Annotated in this window: 14 protein-coding genes and 1 pseudogene; 6 read left to right on the forward strand and 9 right to left on the reverse strand. The window is 63.3% G+C overall.

Features of this window, described 5'->3' with window-relative positions:
- The first annotated feature begins 60 nt into the window (after window positions 1-60).
- The 3 genes from LRS12_RS09635 to LRS12_RS09645 are packed head-to-tail and all read left to right on the forward strand — an operon-like array spanning window position 61 to window position 3068.
- Window positions 61-1389, forward strand: coding sequence for an amidohydrolase family protein (locus LRS12_RS09635; RefSeq protein WP_066580674.1), 1329 nt, complete (start codon window positions 61-63; stop codon window positions 1387-1389).
- A gap of 1 nt (window position 1390) precedes the next feature.
- Window positions 1391-1816: a Zn-ribbon domain-containing OB-fold protein gene (locus LRS12_RS09640; RefSeq protein WP_257844403.1), complete on the forward strand. Its 426-nt coding sequence runs from the start codon at window positions 1391-1393 to the stop codon at window positions 1814-1816.
- Window positions 1817-1844: 28 nt separating this feature from the next.
- A complete protein-coding gene (locus LRS12_RS09645) occupies window positions 1845-3068 on the forward strand; it encodes an amidohydrolase family protein (protein ID WP_257844404.1) in 1224 nt (407 codons plus the stop codon).
- A gap of 52 nt (window positions 3069-3120) precedes the next feature.
- Here LRS12_RS09645 and LRS12_RS09650 read toward each other — a convergent pair whose 3' ends face one another.
- The 5 genes and pseudogenes from LRS12_RS09650 to LRS12_RS09670 all read right to left on the reverse strand — a co-directional run bounded on the left by LRS12_RS09650 (window position 3121) and on the right by LRS12_RS09670 (window position 7667).
- Window positions 3121-3798: a TetR/AcrR family transcriptional regulator gene (locus LRS12_RS09650; RefSeq protein WP_257844405.1), complete on the reverse strand. Its 678-nt coding sequence runs from the start codon at window positions 3796-3798 to the stop codon at window positions 3121-3123.
- Window positions 3799-3845: 47 nt separating this feature from the next.
- Window positions 3846-5228 (reverse strand): acyl-CoA dehydrogenase family protein, encoded by a 1383-nt coding sequence (locus LRS12_RS09655; protein ID WP_257844406.1) that lies wholly within the window; start codon window positions 5226-5228, stop codon window positions 3846-3848.
- Complete coding sequence (locus LRS12_RS09660; RefSeq protein ID WP_257844407.1) at window positions 5198-6043, reverse strand: acyl-CoA dehydrogenase family protein; 846 nt, start codon at window positions 6041-6043, stop codon at window positions 5198-5200. The genes LRS12_RS09655 and LRS12_RS09660 overlap by 31 nt, the downstream gene beginning before the upstream one ends.
- A gap of 13 nt (window positions 6044-6056) precedes the next feature.
- Window positions 6057-6878, reverse strand: a complete 822-nt coding sequence (locus tag LRS12_RS09665; RefSeq protein WP_257844408.1) for an enoyl-CoA hydratase — start codon at window positions 6876-6878, stop codon at window positions 6057-6059.
- A gap of 11 nt (window positions 6879-6889) precedes the next feature.
- Window positions 6890-7667, reverse strand: a pseudogene (locus LRS12_RS09670) (SDR family NAD(P)-dependent oxidoreductase).
- Window positions 7668-7852: 185 nt separating this feature from the next.
- Between LRS12_RS09670 and LRS12_RS09680 the strand changes: the two are divergent.
- On the forward strand, window positions 7853-8776 hold the full coding sequence (locus LRS12_RS09680; RefSeq protein ID WP_257844410.1) for a nitronate monooxygenase family protein: 924 nt from the start codon (window positions 7853-7855) through the stop codon (window positions 8774-8776).
- Here LRS12_RS09680 and LRS12_RS09685 read toward each other — a convergent pair.
- Window positions 8773-9486, reverse strand: a complete 714-nt coding sequence (locus LRS12_RS09685; RefSeq protein WP_257844411.1) for an enoyl-CoA hydratase/isomerase family protein — start codon at window positions 9484-9486, stop codon at window positions 8773-8775. The genes LRS12_RS09680 and LRS12_RS09685 overlap by 4 nt on opposite strands.
- A 148-nt stretch (window positions 9487-9634) precedes the next feature.
- Between LRS12_RS09685 and LRS12_RS09690 the strand changes: the two genes are divergently transcribed.
- Entirely contained in the window at window positions 9635-10303 is a 669-nt protein-coding gene (locus tag LRS12_RS09690) for an SDR family NAD(P)-dependent oxidoreductase (protein ID WP_257844412.1), read from the forward strand.
- A gap of 10 nt (window positions 10304-10313) precedes the next feature.
- Window positions 10314-11027, forward strand: coding sequence for a TetR/AcrR family transcriptional regulator (locus tag LRS12_RS09695; RefSeq protein ID WP_257844413.1), 714 nt, complete (start codon window positions 10314-10316; stop codon window positions 11025-11027).
- A 529-nt stretch (window positions 11028-11556) separates the two neighbouring features.
- On the opposite strand, the gene LRS12_RS09700 is transcribed toward LRS12_RS09695, so the two are convergent.
- The 3 genes from LRS12_RS09700 to LRS12_RS09710 form a co-directional block, all read right to left on the reverse strand.
- Window positions 11557-13992, reverse strand: coding sequence for a TonB-dependent receptor (locus LRS12_RS09700; RefSeq protein ID WP_257844414.1), 2436 nt, complete (start codon window positions 13990-13992; stop codon window positions 11557-11559).
- 132 nt (window positions 13993-14124) lie between these two features.
- A complete protein-coding gene (locus LRS12_RS09705; RefSeq protein WP_257844415.1) occupies window positions 14125-15972 on the reverse strand; it encodes a TauD/TfdA family dioxygenase in 1848 nt (615 codons plus the stop codon).
- On the reverse strand, window positions 15972-16706 hold the full coding sequence (locus LRS12_RS09710) for an SDR family NAD(P)-dependent oxidoreductase (RefSeq protein WP_257844416.1): 735 nt from the start codon (window positions 16704-16706) through the stop codon (window positions 15972-15974). The genes LRS12_RS09705 and LRS12_RS09710 overlap by 1 nt, the downstream gene beginning before the upstream one ends.
- Between the last annotated feature and the right edge of the window lie 49 nt (window positions 16707-16755).

Below are 16755 nucleotides of genomic sequence, written 5' to 3' on the forward strand. Positions count from 1 at the left end.
TGCGGATTGTTGTAGTCAGAAAACCAACAATATGTCAGTTTTAGGAAGAGGATCGATGCCATGAAGGTTGAGGATCTCATTATCGTCAGCGTCGACGACCATATCGTCGAGCCGCCCACCATGTACGATCAGCATCTTTCGGTGCAGCACAAAGCGATCAAGCCGGAGCTGCGCAAGGATGCGAACGGCGCAGATTTCTGGCTGTACGAGGGCAAGCGTACCGGCTCGATCGGGCTGAATGCCGTCGTCGGCCGGATGAAAGAGGAATATGGCTGCGAGCCGGTTTCCTTCGAGCAGATGCGCAAGGGCGCGTGGGACATCGATTCACGCATCGAGGACATGAACGCCAACGGGATCCTGGCTTCGCTCAACTTTCCCAGCGTGGTCCGATTCGACGGCGCGCTGTTCCACGAGTTCGACAACAAGGCGAACGCGCTGACGCTGTTGCGGGCCTATAATGACTGGCATATCGACGAATGGTGCGGCAGCCATCCGGGCCGCAACATTCCGCTGGCGCTGGTGCCCTATTGGGACATCGATGCGACGGTCGAGGAGATCAAGCGCGTGTCCGCAAAGGGCTGCCACGCGATCACCTTCAGCGACAATCCCTCGCTCAAGGGACAGCCGAGCATCCACAACGAGCATTGGGAACCGCTCTGGAAGGCGTGCGCCGACCACGACATCGTGATCAATATTCATATCGGATCGGGCGCGCAGGCCCCGCATGCATCGATGGAATCGCCGATCGATGCCTGGATCACGACCATGCCGATCTCGATCGTCAATTCGGCGGCGGACTGGCTGCACCTTAAGGCATTGCAGCGCTATCCGCTTCAGGTCTCGCTGTCCGAAGGCGGGATCGGCTGGATTCCCTATTTCCTCGAACGTGCCGACTTCGTCCATGAGCATCACAAGGCCTGGACCCACGCCGATTTCGGAAAGAAGAAGCCGAGCGATGTGTTCCGCGAGCATTTCCTGACCTGCTTCATCGACGACGCCTTCGGCCTCGAGAATCTCGACAAGATCGGCGAGAACAATGTCGCCTATGAATGCGATTATCCGCACTCCGATACGGTGTGGCCGGAATCGGCCGACCGCCTGAGGGCGACGCTGAGCGGGATTTCCGACACGGCGATCGAGAAGATCACCCATGGCAACGCGTTGCGCCTGTTCAACTTCGACGCTTTTGGAATGATGGGCGGCCGGGAGAACTGCACCGTCGGCAGGTTGCGCAAGGCAGCCGAGCATATCGACACCGCGCCCCGAAGCTATGGTGGCCCCGCACCGCTCGCCGAGGGCGAGGTCGCGCGCCGGGTGACCTCGGGCGACATCACCAAAATGTTCATGGACGTCGCCAAGCAGGACGGCGAACTCGAAGCGGCCGAGTGAGATGGGTGCCGGTTATCAGCGGATGCTGCCCAGGCTCGACGATCTGAACCGCTTCTATTGGACAAGCGGCGAAGACGGCGTGCTGCGCATGCTGCGATGCCAGGATTGCAGCTTCTGGGTGCATCCGCCCCAACCGGTCTGTCCGAAATGCCTGACCAAGCATCTCGCCCCCGAGCCGCTGTCCGGACGAGGCACGGTGTTCAGCTATACGGTGAACGAGAAGGCGTGGGGTCCGGGCCTTGAGGTGCCCTATGTCATCGGCGTCGTTCGGCTGGACGAGCAGGATGGGCTTCAGCTCACCACCAACATACGCGGCATCGCATCCGATCAGGTCCACATCGGCATGCGTGTCAGAGTCACGTTCGATCACGATGAGGATATCTGGCTTCCGATGTTCGAACCCGAAGCAATACGCAACGCGGCCTGATACGGCTGCGGCGATCAAGGGAGAGATTGTGGCTGTAACGGCTGTACTTGAACGCGAACCCGAAACCCGCATTTTGCCCTATGCGGTCTATGACGGCGATGGACATCTCTATGAGACGATGGACACGTTCCGCCGCCATCTGCCCAAGCAGTTTCACAAGGATTTCCAGTATGTGCAGGTCGAGGGCCGCACCAAGCTGGCGATCAACGGGCATATCAGCGAATATATACCCAACCCGACCTTCGAGGTCGTCGCTGCGCCGGGCAGCCATGAAATCTGGTATCGCGGCGAGAATGCCGAGGGCAAGACGCTGCGCGAGCTCACCGGCGATCCGCTGGCCTATCAGCCCGAGTTCGGCAATCCCGAAGCCCGGCTGAAGCTGCTCGACGAGCAGGGCGTGCACGCCCAGCTCATCTTCCCGACCCTGGCCTCGATCATCGAGGGGCATATGGGCAACAATGTCGAGCTGATGGCGGCGCTGGTTCATTCGCTCAACGCCTGGGTGCTCGACGAATGGACCTTCAACTACAAGGACCGGCTCTATCCCTGCGCCTATATCTCGCTGGCCGATGCCGAGAAGGCCGAACAGGAACTGGATTGGGCGCTGAAGAATGGCGCACGCCATATCCTGATCCGTCCGGCGCCGGTGCCCGGACTGTTCGGCCCGCGTTCCCCTGGCCTCCGCGAGTTCGACCGTTTCTGGGGCAAGGTCAACGGATCGAACATCTTCGTCGTACTGCATGTGTCCGACAGCGGTTACGATCAGATCTATCGCTGGTGGGGTAGCGGCGCCAGCGAGATGGTCGCGTTCGACCGTTCGGATCCGTTGAAGGCTTGCATGGATACGCAGGGGCGCTCGATCGCCGACACCATCGCGGCGCTGATCGCGCATGGCGTGATGGATCGCTTCCCGAACATTCGCTGGATGTCGGCCGAGAACGGCTCGATCTGGGTTCCGCATCTGATGAAGATGTTCAAGCGCGCCCATGGCCAGATGCCGCAGGCGTTCAAGCGCCATCCGATCGATACGTTCCGAGAGAGCGTGTTCGTCGAGCCATATTACGAGGAGGACCTGAACGAGCTGCGCGAATTCGTCCCGGTCGAGCGCCTGGTGTTCGGCAGCGACTGGCCGCATGCCGAAGGGCTCGCGATGCCGCTCGACTTCCTCCACGAGGTGAAGGATTTCACGCCGGCAGAACAGGAGATGTTCATGAGCAGCAACTTGAAGGGCCTGCTCGACGGCAAGCGCTGAACATCGCGATAGGCAAGCTATGCCGCCCGGACCCTGGGTCCGGGCGGCTTCTTTATGCCTGGTGGCGAAACGAGGCGAGTGCGCGATCTGCGGGCGAACCCTTGACGGTCGGCGTGAACAGCAATGTCAGGATGTCGATCTCGGCCTGTTTCAGGTCATCCGGCGCGACGATCGCAGGATTCTGTCGCATCGTTGCGGGACGCGCTGCCATGCGCTCGATCGCCGAATAGATGATCACGCTGCGCGCCAGTGCCGATTTCGGATCGACGTCATCGGGGTGCGCCGCGAGGATGCGTTCGGCGATCGCGTGGATCAGCGGCATTGCCGCTTCCTGGCGGACGGCGAGGAACGCGGGATGCGCGCTGTCCGACAAATAGTTGCGGACCGTGAGGATCGTTCGATGCCGGTCCCAATAGGCGCTGAAGGCGTCGATGAAGCGCGTCGCATGTTCTGCAGGCGTGGCCGATGTCCAGTCGCCGCGTAGCGCCTCCTGGACCTCATCCATGTCTGCCCCGGCCTCATGGCTGAGGGCCAGAAGGATTTCGTCGATATCCTTGAAGTACAAATAGAATGTTTGCGAAGCCAGTGTCGCAGCGCGGGCAATGGCACTGGCCGTCAACTTGTGCGCCGGCTCGACCGCGATCAGCTGACGGGCCGCATCGAGCAACCGCCGCCGGCTTTCGGCGCCCTTGCGGCCGATCGACTGTCCATGCTTGTTCGTCTCGTCCATCCCGCTGTGGAACGCCGCGAGGCGCTCCCTGTCAAGCGTGGGCGGATTCAGCTTCGCGATTTGGGCATGCCCAGCGACTTCTCGGCGATCAGGCTGCGGTGCACTTCGCTGGTGCCGCCATAGACGGTCATGGCGATGGCCCGCCGCATCGTTGTCTCGACATAGTCCATGTCGGGATCGACACCGCGCACCAGCGAACCGGGCGCGCCGGCCTCGACGATCGCGCTGGCATCCCGGTACATGGTTTCGGTCGTGAACATCTTCGCCATCGGACCATAGCTGATGTCGTGGATGCCTTCGACATCCGCCCACACCTGGCGCCGGCAGAGCACGTCCGCCACTTCGTCGTTGATTGCGGCACGAGCCAGCACGCGACGAAGAAACGGGTTGTCGATCGGCGCCGCGCCATTGCCGCTGGGCTTGCGCGCCCAGGTAAGGGCTCGGCGCATCATCGCGGTCTGCGCCGCGTGATAGCCTGATCCACCATGTTCGAAGCCGAGCGCCGATGCCATGACGCGCGCGCCGTCGCCGACCTCACCGATGCGGTAGCGATCCGAAATGCGGACATCCGTGAAGTAGGTGATGTTCGTCTTCTCGTCCTGCAGCGTATAGACCGGGTGCAGTTCGATGCCGGGCAGCTTCATCGGCATGATGAACATCGTCAGGCCCTGGTGCTTCTTGCCGCTATTGTCGGTGCGGGTCAGCATCAGGATATAGTCGGCCTGGTGGCCGTTGGTGGTGAACATTTTCTGCCCGTTCAGCACCCATTCGTCACCATCGCGTACGGCACTGAACTTTGTCCCGAACACGTCCGAGCCCGATTGCGGCTCGGAGAAGCCGAGCGCGCCCAATGCTTCGCCGCGGGCGATGGCGCCGACGATCTCTTCCTTTGTTTCCGGCTGCGACCAGAGCTGCGCCATCTTGGCGACGAACTCGGTGACAGCGATCGGCGTGCGGGTCCAACCGATATCTTCCCACATCGGCGCAGCGGCCATCACTTCGTAGCGGCTGCGGACCTTCTGGCCGTCGGCGCCGAGGTCGGGATAGGCATGGCCAGCCTCGGCCAGCTTCTTGTGGAATCCGGGATGGTGGCCCGCGGTGGAATGATGCTTCTTCGCCTCGATATCGGGGGTCATCTGCCCTTCGACGAAGCTGCGCAACTCGGCGGCATAGGCGTCGGCCTCCGCGCCCCATTCGAAATCGATCTCCACCTCCCCGGCGCGGGGCAGGGCTACGGTCTCGCCGTCCCAAAGGCGCGCGGCGATGCGGTCGAGCTCGGCATTGGGGTCGCCCGCGATCAGCGACAGCAGCTTGGCGCGGCGGAAATAGAGCTGGACGTCATATTCGAGGCTGAGGCCATAGCCACCAAAGGTACGCACCGAATGTTGCACCGCCTGGTCTACGCTATGGGCCGCCCACCAATAGGCCATGGCGGCGCGCGCGCCTCCTTGGCATCGCCCGCTGCAATCGAGGCAATGGCGCGCCATGCCAGCAGCTTTGCCCCGTCCATATGCGTCGCCGCGTCGGCCATCGGATGCGCAATGCCCTGATAGGCGCCGATCGGCGAGCCATAGGCATGGCGTTCGACCGAATAGGCGGCGGCGAGCTCGAGCGCCCGGCGGCCAAGACCGGCCAGATAGGCAGCGGTGAGGACCTTCCATTCCTCGCACGCGGCGGCGAACTGCGATACCGCAATGTCGCCGGTCGCCAGCACGAACCGCTCGCCCGCGCCGTCCGACAGATCGAGATTGGCGACCGCGGCGGCGGCGATATTGGACGCTTTCGCGGCATTCAACCCGGTCAGGGCGACGAGGTCGTTTCCGTCAAGCGCGAGCACGACATGGGCGCGCGACCCGCCGAGCACCGGTTGGGCCACGCCCGGCACGACCGGGTTGAGCGCAAGCGTTGCGATCGCCCCGCTATCGACCGCGGACAACAGCGCGGCGGGGGCATCCAGCCGGTGGAGCAGCGCGATCGCAACGATCGCTTCGATCAGCGGCACGGGCGCGACATGGCGGCCTGCTTCCTCGGCAACGATGGCCGCGTCCATCAGCGTCATCCCGCCATCCTGCGGCTCGATCGCCCGGATACCGACAATGCCCAGCTCAACCAGCTTGTCCCATAGTGCCTGATCGACCCCTGTATCCTCGGCGGCGCGCAGCCGCTCCGGCGTCGCCTCGTCCGCGAACAGGCGGGCGACGGTGTCCTTCAGCATCGACTGGCTTTCGGAGAGGGCAAGCTTCATTGGACGGGATCCTTCAGGCCTTCTTGTTGGCTGCAGTCATTTCTTCGAGATTGGCGAGCGTGACCCGGCCTTCGGCGGCCCAGGCATTGGCATGGCCCAGAGAATGGGTATCGAAGCACGCCTGGATCGCGGCATATTGTCCCATGATGTCCATCGTCTGATTGACCGCGCGCTTGGCCATGAGCAGGCCGTGCGGATGCTTGGTCGCGATGTCGTTCGCCAATGCCAGCGTGGCCTCATGCAGCTGCTCAAGCGGGACGACGCGATTGATCATGCCGACCTTCTCGGCCTCTTCGGCATTCATCCAGCGGCCGGTGAACAGCATTTCCTTGGCCTTGCGGGGGCCGAACTCCCAGGTGTGGCCGTGATATTCGACGCCGCCGATCGCCATGTTGATCACGGGATCGGAAAAGCGCGAATTGTCGGCCGCGACGATCAGATCCATCGGCCAGATCAGCATCAGCCCGGCCGCGACACAGGCCCCCTGAACCGCGGCGATGGTGGGCTTGGGGAGGTTGCGCCACTTGTTCGAATAGCCGAGGAAATGCTTGCTTTCCCAGCGGTACATCCGAAGCAGGCCGTTCGCGCTGACATCGTCGAACATCGACAGCCAGGGTTCGTGCTTCACCACCTCCGCCGAGATGTCATGGCCGGCCGAGAAATGCTTGCCGCTGGCATTCAGCACGATGACCCGGACATTGTCGTCGGCGACCGCCTTGTCGAACGCAGCGTCCAGTTCGGCGAGCAGAGGCGGGTGCTGCGCGTTGTTCGCCTCGGGCCGATTGAGTGTGACGATCGCAACGCGGTCGCGAACTTCGTACAGGATAAAGCTCATCTTGCTGCTCCTCAGCGCATCGGCATGCGGATGGCGCCATCGAGACGCACGGTCTCGCCGTTGAAATAGCCGTTTCGTACCATTTCCAGCACCAGGCTGGCATATTCAGCCGGCGCCCCGAAGCGTTTCGGAAAGGGGACCGATGCCTCCAGTACGCTGCGCACATTGTCCGGCACGCCCAGCATCGGCGGCGTCGCGAAAATGCCCGGCATGATCGTGTTGATGCGGATCGCCGAACCGGAGAGATCGCGCGCGATCGGGAGCGTCATGCCGACCACGGCTGCCTTCGACGCTGAATAGGCCGCCTGACCCATCTGCCCGTCCTGGGCTGCAGCGGATGCGGTGCAAACGATCGCGCCGCGCTCCCCGTCCACCGGGTCGAGCGTCAGCATGCCCGCCGCCGAACGGGTGATGCAGCGAAATGTGCCCACCGTGTTGACCATCAAAACCCAGGCGAACTTGTCGCTGGGGAAATACTTGATCTCACCGGTCTTCTTGTCGACGCCGGCGGTCTTGATCGAGTTGCCCGTCCCGGCGCAATTGACCAGTACCCGCTCCTGGCCATTTGCCGAGCGGGCCTTCTCGAACGCCGCATCGACTGACTCGTCGGACAGCACATCGACCTTGCAGAAAATGCCGCCGATTTCGGCGGCGACCTTCTCGCCCAGTTCCTCATTGAGATCGAAGATGGCGACTTTCGCGCCTGTTTCGGCGATCGCCTTCGCGGTTGCGTGCCCCAGGCCGGAGGCGCCGCCGGTGACGATCGCGGAAATCGAGATCGAGTTTCATAAGCGTCTGCTCCAGGAAGCATTGTGAACGTATCGGCCCCTTCAGCCTGTCGGACATTGCGGTATGTCTCGCGCCGTCTCTGCGCAATGGAGCGGCAGCCAAGCGCATGGTTGTGATGCGTCGCGCCAAGGATACGAAACGGCGCCCGCATCCGATAAGCTCGCCCGGGGCAACAGGATATCAACATGGCCATCGCTGAACGGCTTCGGTGCAATCTTGAGCTACCCGTGATGGTGGCGCCGATGTTCCTCATCTCAAATCCGGCGCTGACGATTGCGGCATGCAAGGCAGGGATCATCGGAACCTTCCCGTCGCTGAACGCGCGCAGTGCGGCGGACTATGAGAGCTGGCTCGAGCAGATCGGCGCTGCGTTGGACGAGACTGATGCGGCCTATGGCGTGAACCTGATCGTCGGCAAGCAGAATGGACGGCTGGCTGAAGATCTGGCGATTACGGTGCGACGCCAGGTTCCGCTCGTGATCACCTCCTTCGGAGCGGATCACGATGTCGTTGCGGCGGTACATGACTATGGTGGCACCGTCTTTCACGACGTCGCCAGCGCGCGCCACGCCGAGATCGCAGCGCAGGCGGGGGTCGATGGCCTGATCGTGTTGACCACAGGTGCCGGCGGGCACACCGGCTGGCTCAACCCCTTTGCGGTGCTGAACGAGGTGCGCGCCGTATTCGACGGCACCATCCTGCTTGCCGGGGGCATGTCAACGGGGCGGGACGTAGCTGCAGCGCGGATGATGGGAGCGGATCTTGCCTATATGGGCACCCGCTTCATCGCGACGCGCGAGGCATCGGTACATCCCGACTATCACGCGATGCTCATCGCATCGCGCGCAAAGGATGTGCTGGCGACACGCGGGATCAGCGGGACGCCGGCGAATTTCCTGACCAGATCGCTCACCGCCAATGGGCTCGACCCGGCTTTGTTTCAGGCCGCGACCGGCCCGCTTCCCGTGCTTGACGAACGCGGACTCAGACCCTGGAAGGACATCTGGTCGGCGGGGCAGGGCGTCGGTGCGATCACGGACGTGCCGTCCGTCGCCGAACTGGTCGAGCGCTTGTCTGCCGACTATGCGGCCGCGATCCGGGGCGGTTAGCCCGCCTTGAAGGCTGCGAGCGCGGCCTTCGCCTCATTGCTTCCAGACGTCGCGATTGCCAGTTCGCGCTCCACGTCCAGGCCTTCGGCAAGCGGCATCCCGCTCGCGCGTACCGCTTGACGTATCGCGGCTTCGGCCGAGGGACTGTTGCCTGCGCGTTGCAGTGCGAATTCGACTGCGGCCTCGACCACATTCTCGCTGATCCGATCGATCAGCCCCCAGGCCAGCGCGGTGACCGGGTCGATCGGGTCGCCGCTCAGCATCAGGTCGAGCGACCGCGTCTCGCCGATCAGGCGGGGCAAGATCTGCGTCGCCCCATAAGCGGGTATCAGGCCGAGTTTCACCTCGGGCAGGCCAAGCACGGCATTAGGGTCGGCGATCCGAAACTGCAGTCCCAATGCGATTTCCAGCCCGCCTCCCAGTGCGTAGCCGGAAAGCGCGGCGACCCCGATTTTCGGAAATGCCCGGAGCCGCTGGATCAACGCATGCATGTGACGGATGCGCAACTCGCCATCCGCGCCCTTCTCCTTGAGGTCGGAACCGACGCAAAAGGCGCGCGGCGAACCTGTGATCACCAAAGCGCGGCTGGCATCGCTCTCGATCGTGTCGAGATGGGTGTTGAGCTCAGCCAGCATTGCCGTGTCGATCGCGTTCAATCGCTCCGGGCGATTGAACATGAGCACCGCGACATCGCGGTCATCGGTCCGCATGATCCTCATCACGGGCCAGCTTCCTATCTCCGCAGTGCGCAGCGCAAGGTGCCGGGTAGAGCATCGCATATTCGATGCTTTCTGGTTGCGTTGGCGGCAGCGGGCGATCGGGTTAGATCGCGTAGAATCGAGTGTATGGAGGACAGCGATGGGACATGTGATCGTCACCGGGGGACTGGGCGGATTGGGGCGCGCGGTCGTGACGACCTTGAAGTCGCGGGGGCATCGCGTGGTTGCAGTCGATATCGCATCGGGCGAGAGTGACGCAGACCGCGTCATCGCGGGTGTTGATCTTGCCGATGAAACGGCGGTGGCGACAGCATTCTCCGAAGCAGCGGGTGCGTTGGGCGAGATCGACGCGTTGATCAATGTCGCCGGCGGTTTCACCTGGGAGCCGGTGGAAACCGGGTCGATCGCAAGCTGGGACGCCATGTATCGCATCAACCTGCGCACCGCAGCAATCAGCTCGCGGGCGGTGCTGCCTCACCTGAAATCGGGTGCGATCGTGAATGTCGGCGCGGCGGCATCCGCCGCGCCGGGCATGGGCATGGCGCCCTATGCGGCCTCGAAGGCAGGCGTCATGGCGCTGACCGAGAGCCTTGCCGAAGAGCTTCGGGGCAGGGGCATCCGCGTCAACGCAATTCTGCCGACCATCCTCGATACGCCGGCCAACCGCAAGGACATGCCCGACGCCGATCCGGCGGGTTGGGTGAGTCTCGAAAGCGCGGCGGCTGTGGTGGCGTTCCTGCTCTCGCAGGATGCCGCGGCGATCACCGGGACCGGTATCAAGCTTTCACTCGGTACAGCGGGCGCCTAGATTCCACATCATGACGCGTGCTGATGCTTCCTTTCGATCCTCGTCGCCGCACGCGTTGGGCCGCAAGGGGCGCGAGACGCGCCAACGCCTGGTCGACGCGGCCGCGCTGTTGCTCGCTTCGACCTCGCCGATGGACCTCACCGCGATGGCGATCGCCGCCGAGGCCGGAACCGCATCGGCAACATTCTACGTCTATTTTCGCGATGTGCAGGATATTCTCTATGCGCTCAGCGAGGCGGCGACCGAAGACATGCTGGCAGCATTTTCGAAGCTCGACATCTTCCACAGCAACGCGCGGGTTGCGGAAGACAGCGAGGCATTCCTGAAGATGCTTGCCGAGCAATGGGAGCGGCACAATGCGGTGCTTCACTATCGCATGATGGAAGCCGACCGGGGGGATCCGCGGTTCGCCAGATTGCGCGGCCGATGGGCGGAAGCGGTGCTCAACCGTTTTTGGGAGTTGTTGAAGCGGGCGCCGCATCTCGAACCGCCGCTGGATGAAACCGACGCCTATGCCGAGAGCATCGTGCTGTTCGCATCGATTGAGCGGCTGGCCGCTGCGGTGCACCGGGAACCCCGGCTGACCATATCGGCGCAGCGTATCCGCGCCGCACAGGCGCGCATTTTGACCCGCATGATTGCGCCGCAGGGCTGGGGAAGGGGCCGGCGCGCCGGCCCCTGCGCGTCAGAGACCGATCGCCTTGCGGGTCAGGGGTGGTCTTGAGTCGCGCCCCGTCGGCCGACAGCGTCGAGATCGGCACGCGATACACCTTCATCTGCGCGGTGAAGGTAACGAAGCCGCCCGCATCATTCACTTCATAGACCTTGCCCAGCACGCGGCCGTCGGCGTCGATGATCGTCTGGTTCTTCTTTACGGCGATCGCCGCCGCGGGCGCGGCCTGCGCGGCCAATGCTTGCATCGGCGCGGCGAAGAGGAGTGCCGTGCACACGCACGTCAGATAGGGTTTCATAATTTGATCGGTCTCCAAGCCTGTCCGCGGACAGCACGAACAACTCGCACTTGCCGCGATGCAGCATGGCTTGCAATCGTATTCTTGATGGATTGTCAGAATTAACGAGCAGACTGTCCGTTCTTGCTCTGGGGAGGGTGTCGAGCGGGAAACGGGATCATCGCGACCGAACATGATCGCTCTTGTTCGCTATAGTGTCCGGCCTCGATCGTCATCGGCCCGCAAATGAAGACGGCGGACCGCAAGGCCCGCCGTCTCGTCATGACAACAGTCAGTCGAGTGTCAGAATTTCAGCTTGGCCTGAACACCATAGGTGCGCGGTTCGTTGTAGAACAGCGACGCATATCCAGCTGAAGTCGCGGTATTGGCACCACCGACCGCATAGACTTCGTTGAACAGGTTACGGGCAAAGACGCCCAGCGTCAGCGGGGTCCCGCCGACATCGGTCCAGTCCAGCCGCGCGCCAACCACCGCATAGGCGCCTTGGCTCAACTGCTTGTCGCTCTTGAACGGACTGAAATAGGTCCGGCTCGCCCGATAGACATCGGCGTTGAACGTCAGACCCCCGATATCCGGGCCGAGCGAGGTTTCGTAGCTGACATTGCCGCCCAGGGTGAGCGCGGGCGCATAGGGGAACGCCGTGTCCTCGGGCTTAGCCGGGAAGGCGTTTCGCGATGCAAGGACTGCCGGGGTTCCCGTATCCAGATATTTTGCATCATTGTAGCTGATAAAGCCGCCGAATGTGAGGCCGCGTGTCGGCGTGATCGTCGCGTCGATGTCGAAGCCCTGCACCCGCGCCTTGCCGGCATTGATGATGATCGTGCCCGCCGACGGGTCGTTATTGGGATTACCGTCGCCATCGAAATTGTTGTTGGTTCCGTTAACGCCGCGCTGCGACCCGTTATACGTGCCCCGGAAGACATCGATGTTGAACGTGCCGCGCACCCCGCCCGCAGACCAGCGTGCCTTCATGCCGATTTCGGCATCCACCACCGTTTCGGGTTCATAGGTCTGGAACGGGGTCAGGATCCCGCCAAGAACCGGCGTGTTGACGCCGCCCGCGCGATAGCCGCGGCGAACCGTGGCATAGAGGAAAATGCTCTCGGTCGCCTGATAGTTGACGCCGAAATTCCATGTCCAGGCGGCGGAATCCGCGACGGATTGCGTGCCCTTTATCGCCACCGGAGCGCCGTTCACCGTGAGCGTTCCGCCGTTCCGGCACTGATCGAGCGATGCGACCGGCGTGCCGGGAACATACGGATTGTTCGCGCTATAGCCAGTCGCGCACGAGGTGGTCTTGTCCCATGTGTGACGGACACCGGCATCGATCTTGAAGCCGCCGCCCAGGTTGAAACTGGCTTGTCCAAACAGCGCTTTGCTTTCTTGCGTACGATAGCTCAGCACAAGCGAAGCGGGCAGGCGGGGCGTGAAGGGAGCGACGATCAGACCGGTGCGGCCGCTGGGCTTCGATTTGAGATAGAATGCGCCGAAGATGGTATCGAGCCGGTCCTCGAGGAAGCTTCCCTGGACCTGGAATTCCTCGCTGAACTGGCTGAAATCCTGAAGATTCTCAGCCGTTGTCAGCCCCATCTCGGTGCCGTCGGTATCGGTCAGGCTGTAGTGATAGGCGGTTCTGTACCCTAGAATGTTCTTCAGCGTGATGTTGCCGAGATTGAGCGTGGTCGTGTTCGACAAGCCCTGGAGCTGAACATTCTGGAAGACGCGCGGAGCGGTGAAGTTCTTGCGGACCCCCGCGGCCTGTTGCCGCGCCAGCGCGAGATCGACATCGCAGGAGGCCGAGGTACCGCAATCGAAGAAGGTGTTGAAACCGGGAAAGCGCGGCGTGATCGTTCCGGGATACAGATGGGTCAGGACGGCAGCGTCGCCCTGCCGTTCCCAGCGGATATTGTCATAGACCGTGGTGTTCTGGAAATCGCCGAGATCGATCAGCAGCGACACGCGGAACGACGTGTCGTTGATGTCATTCAGATCCTGCCCGGTGACCTGGGATATCGTGTGCCCGTCGCGCTTGTTGCGCTGGCCGGCGACGCGGATCGCAACCTTGTCCTGGACGATCGGCACATTGAGCGCCCCTTCGACAACGATCGCGTTGTAATTGCCATAGCTGGCGGACAGGTAGCCGCCGAGTTCGTGCGACGGCGCCGTGGGATAGACCAGCACCGCGCCGGAGGTCGAGTTTCGGCCGAACAGGGTACCCTGCGGTCCCTTCAGAACCTGGACCGAGGAAAGATCGTAGGTCGGGATGACGCTGGCCACATAAGGAAGCGGCACATCGGCAAAATAGGTAAGAACGGGCTGCGCGGCATCGCCGATATTCGAGCGGCTCTGCGCACGGATCACGATCTGCGGGTTGGCGCTGCCGCCCGAGCGGCCATAGGTGAGGCCAGGCGTCGCCTGGGTCAGCTGGTCGATCGAGGTGATCGAACGCTCGGCCAGCATCGAGCTGTCGAATGCTGTGACGGCAACCGGGACGCGCGACAGAGCTTCCTCGCGGCGACGGGCCGTAACGACGATTTCCGCCGGTGCGCCGGCGTCGTCCTGTGCGGCCGGTGCGCCCGGGTCCGCAGCCGTTTGCCCGGCCGTTTGAGCCGGCGACGCCGCGCTGGCCACAGGCTCGTCCGCGGCGAAGGAAGGCGTGGAAATCAATGCGGCGATTGCACTTGCGGTCAGCAAGGCGCGCTTGGAAACAGGCTTCATATCCCCTCCCTCGGGTCCATCATGGCCGTATCTGGTCCGGCTCTTGAGTAACATACAGCATGTCGGTTCTTGGGCCATGCGGCGGATGGTTTCAGCACATTCCTGTTGATGAACCGTCAGAAATCGCTGTCGCTACTCGTCCGCCACGGTGGTTCGCCGCATGTCGCGACGGTAAAGATCGTCCCGAAACGGGGTGGCGCGGTGCATCGTGCAGCGATTGTCCCACATCACCAGGTCGCCGTCGCGCCAGACATGGCGATGGACGAACGGCGCACTGGTCGCATGCGCGGTAAGCGCGTCGAGCAGCGCGCGACTCTCACCTTCCGGCCAACTCACGATCCATTCGGCATGCGAAGCCAGATAGAGGACGTCGCGGCCCGAGGGATGACGCCGCACCAACGGATGCTCCGCACCCGGCAGGTTGCGTGCTTCTTCCTCGCTCAGGGCTGGAGCGCCTGCCAGGCGACGGGACCGGTCGAGTGAATGGTGGACGATGAGCGTTGCGATCCGGTCTCGGGTGGACTGGTCGAGGGCATCATAAGCCGCGCGCATATCCGCGAATTCGGTATCGCCGCCTTCGGGTGGAAGCGTACGCGCCGCCAGGAATGTGTAGCGTCCCGGCGGATTTCGGAACGAACTGTCGGTATGCCATAGCCGTGCGGGCTTCTGGAGCAGCCTGCGCCGGTCGTCCGCCGCCAGCCTCTGTCCCGTCTCGTCGACATTCGAGATGTCGCTGAGTTCGTCCCGTTTCAGGCGGCGTTCGGTATCCTTGCGATGAACCGTGATCGAACGCTGGAGCGGACCGAACAGTCCGCTGAACGCGATCTGCGCATCGTCATCCATCGCCTGCTGATCGCGAAAGACCAGCACGGCATGTTCGTCGATCGCCCGCTGCAGAACCGCAACCTGATCGCCGTGCAACGGTTGCGAAAGGTCGAGGTCCACCACCTCGCCGAAAAACTGGGGATGAAGCTGGCTGATTCTCATTTGGCACCTATTTCGATGACGATTTTTTCCGGTTGCCGACCGTTCGGCCAGCGCCGCGAGCCCCTCCGCGGCGCGCTCGAGCGGCAGGCGGCGGGAAATATGCGGACGGATCGCTCCGGCAGCGTGCAGCGCGACAATTTCCGCCAGATATTCGTTCCGCCTGTCCGGGTTCCGGCGGGTGAAATCGCCGTAGAAGACCCCGACGAACGATGCGCCCTTGAGCAGCAGCAGATTGAGGGGAGGCGTGGGAATTCCCGCGGTGAAACCGACGATCAGGTGTCGTCCTTGCCACCCGATGCTTCGCACAGCGGCTTCGCTGAGCGGGCCGCCGACGGGATCCAGGATCACGTCGATCGGTCCCTCGGCTTTCAGAGCGTCCGTGAACGCGCGCTGGCTGTCGCGACCCGAAAGATCCGCCGGGTAGACAATCGTAGCATCCGCACCCTGATCGCGTGCGAGCGCCGCCTTTTCGGGCGAGGATGTAGCCGCGACGACGCGCGCGCCAAATGCCTTGCCAAGCTGGATCGCCGCGATGCCGACGCCGCCGGTCGCACCCAGTATGAGCAGCGTTTCTCCAGGACGAAGCGCTGCCCGGTCGCGCAGCGCATAATGGCTGGTCGCGAAGGTGACGATCAGGGCGGCGGCTTCATCGAACGGCATGCCGGCCGGGATTGCGATGCAATTCGCTTCGGGAACGATGAACTGGGTCGCAAGGCCGCCCCATGCTGCCGTGCCGATGACCCGATCGCCGACACCAAAGCGGGTAACGCCGCTGCCGACCGCCCGCACCACGCCTGCGACTTCCGACCCCGGTGCGAAGGGGCGTGGCGGGCGGATCTGGTAGAGGTCCTGGATGAGCAGGACGTCGGGATAGTTGAGCGCGGCGGCATGCACATCGATCAGCACTTCGCCAGGGCCGGGGGCGATGTCTGGCCGTTCCTCGATCAGGAGTGTTTCCGGTCCGCCGGGGCGGTGACTGAGCAGCGTCCGCATCAAATACCGCCGCCCACCGCGATATCGGCGCCGGTGGTGTAGGAAGCGGCGTCGGATGCCAGGTACAAGGCGACACCGACGATTTCGTCGGGCTGTCCGAACCGCTTCATCGGGATGCCTGCCTGCATCGCCGCGGTATTCACCCAGTGCCGCGAGATGTCGGTCGCGAACATACCCGGCGAGATCGTGTTGACGCGCACCATCGGGGCAAACTCGCGTGCGAGCCCCAGGGTCATCGCATTGAGCGCGGCCTTGGCGCCGGCATAGGGGATGATGCCGGGTTGCGGGTTCTTCGCGCCCAGCGACGAGACGTTGATGATCGAGCCGCCGCCGGCCTCGCGCATTCGCGTGCCGAGCAGCGCGGCGAGGCGGAACGGCCCCTTGAAGTTCACTGCGATGATCTTGTCGAACAGCGCTTCGCTGGTGGCCACGCTGCTGGGTTCGACCGGGGACATGCCCGCATTGTTGACGAGAATATCGACCCGTCCCCATTCGCTCCAGGCAGTGTCGGCGAGCGTCTCCATCTGCCCCCATTCACCGGCATGCACGGCGAGGGGGAGCGCGCGTCGGCCGAGCGCGCGGACCTCTGCCGCGACTGCCTGGCATGAGTCGAGCTTGCGGCTGGCGATGACGACGTCCGCCCCTTCGCGGGCGAAGGCGAGGACCATCTCGCGACCCATTCCGCGACTGCCGCCCGTGACAAGCGCAACCTTGCCTTCGAGATGGCCGGTCATGGTCTTGCGCCGCGGTTGCGAGGCATTGCGTGGTTCATCCAACTCTCCT

This window comes from Sphingomonas sp. J344 (genome assembly GCF_024700005.1).
Taxonomy (GTDB): domain Bacteria; phylum Pseudomonadota; class Alphaproteobacteria; order Sphingomonadales; family Sphingomonadaceae; genus Sphingomonas.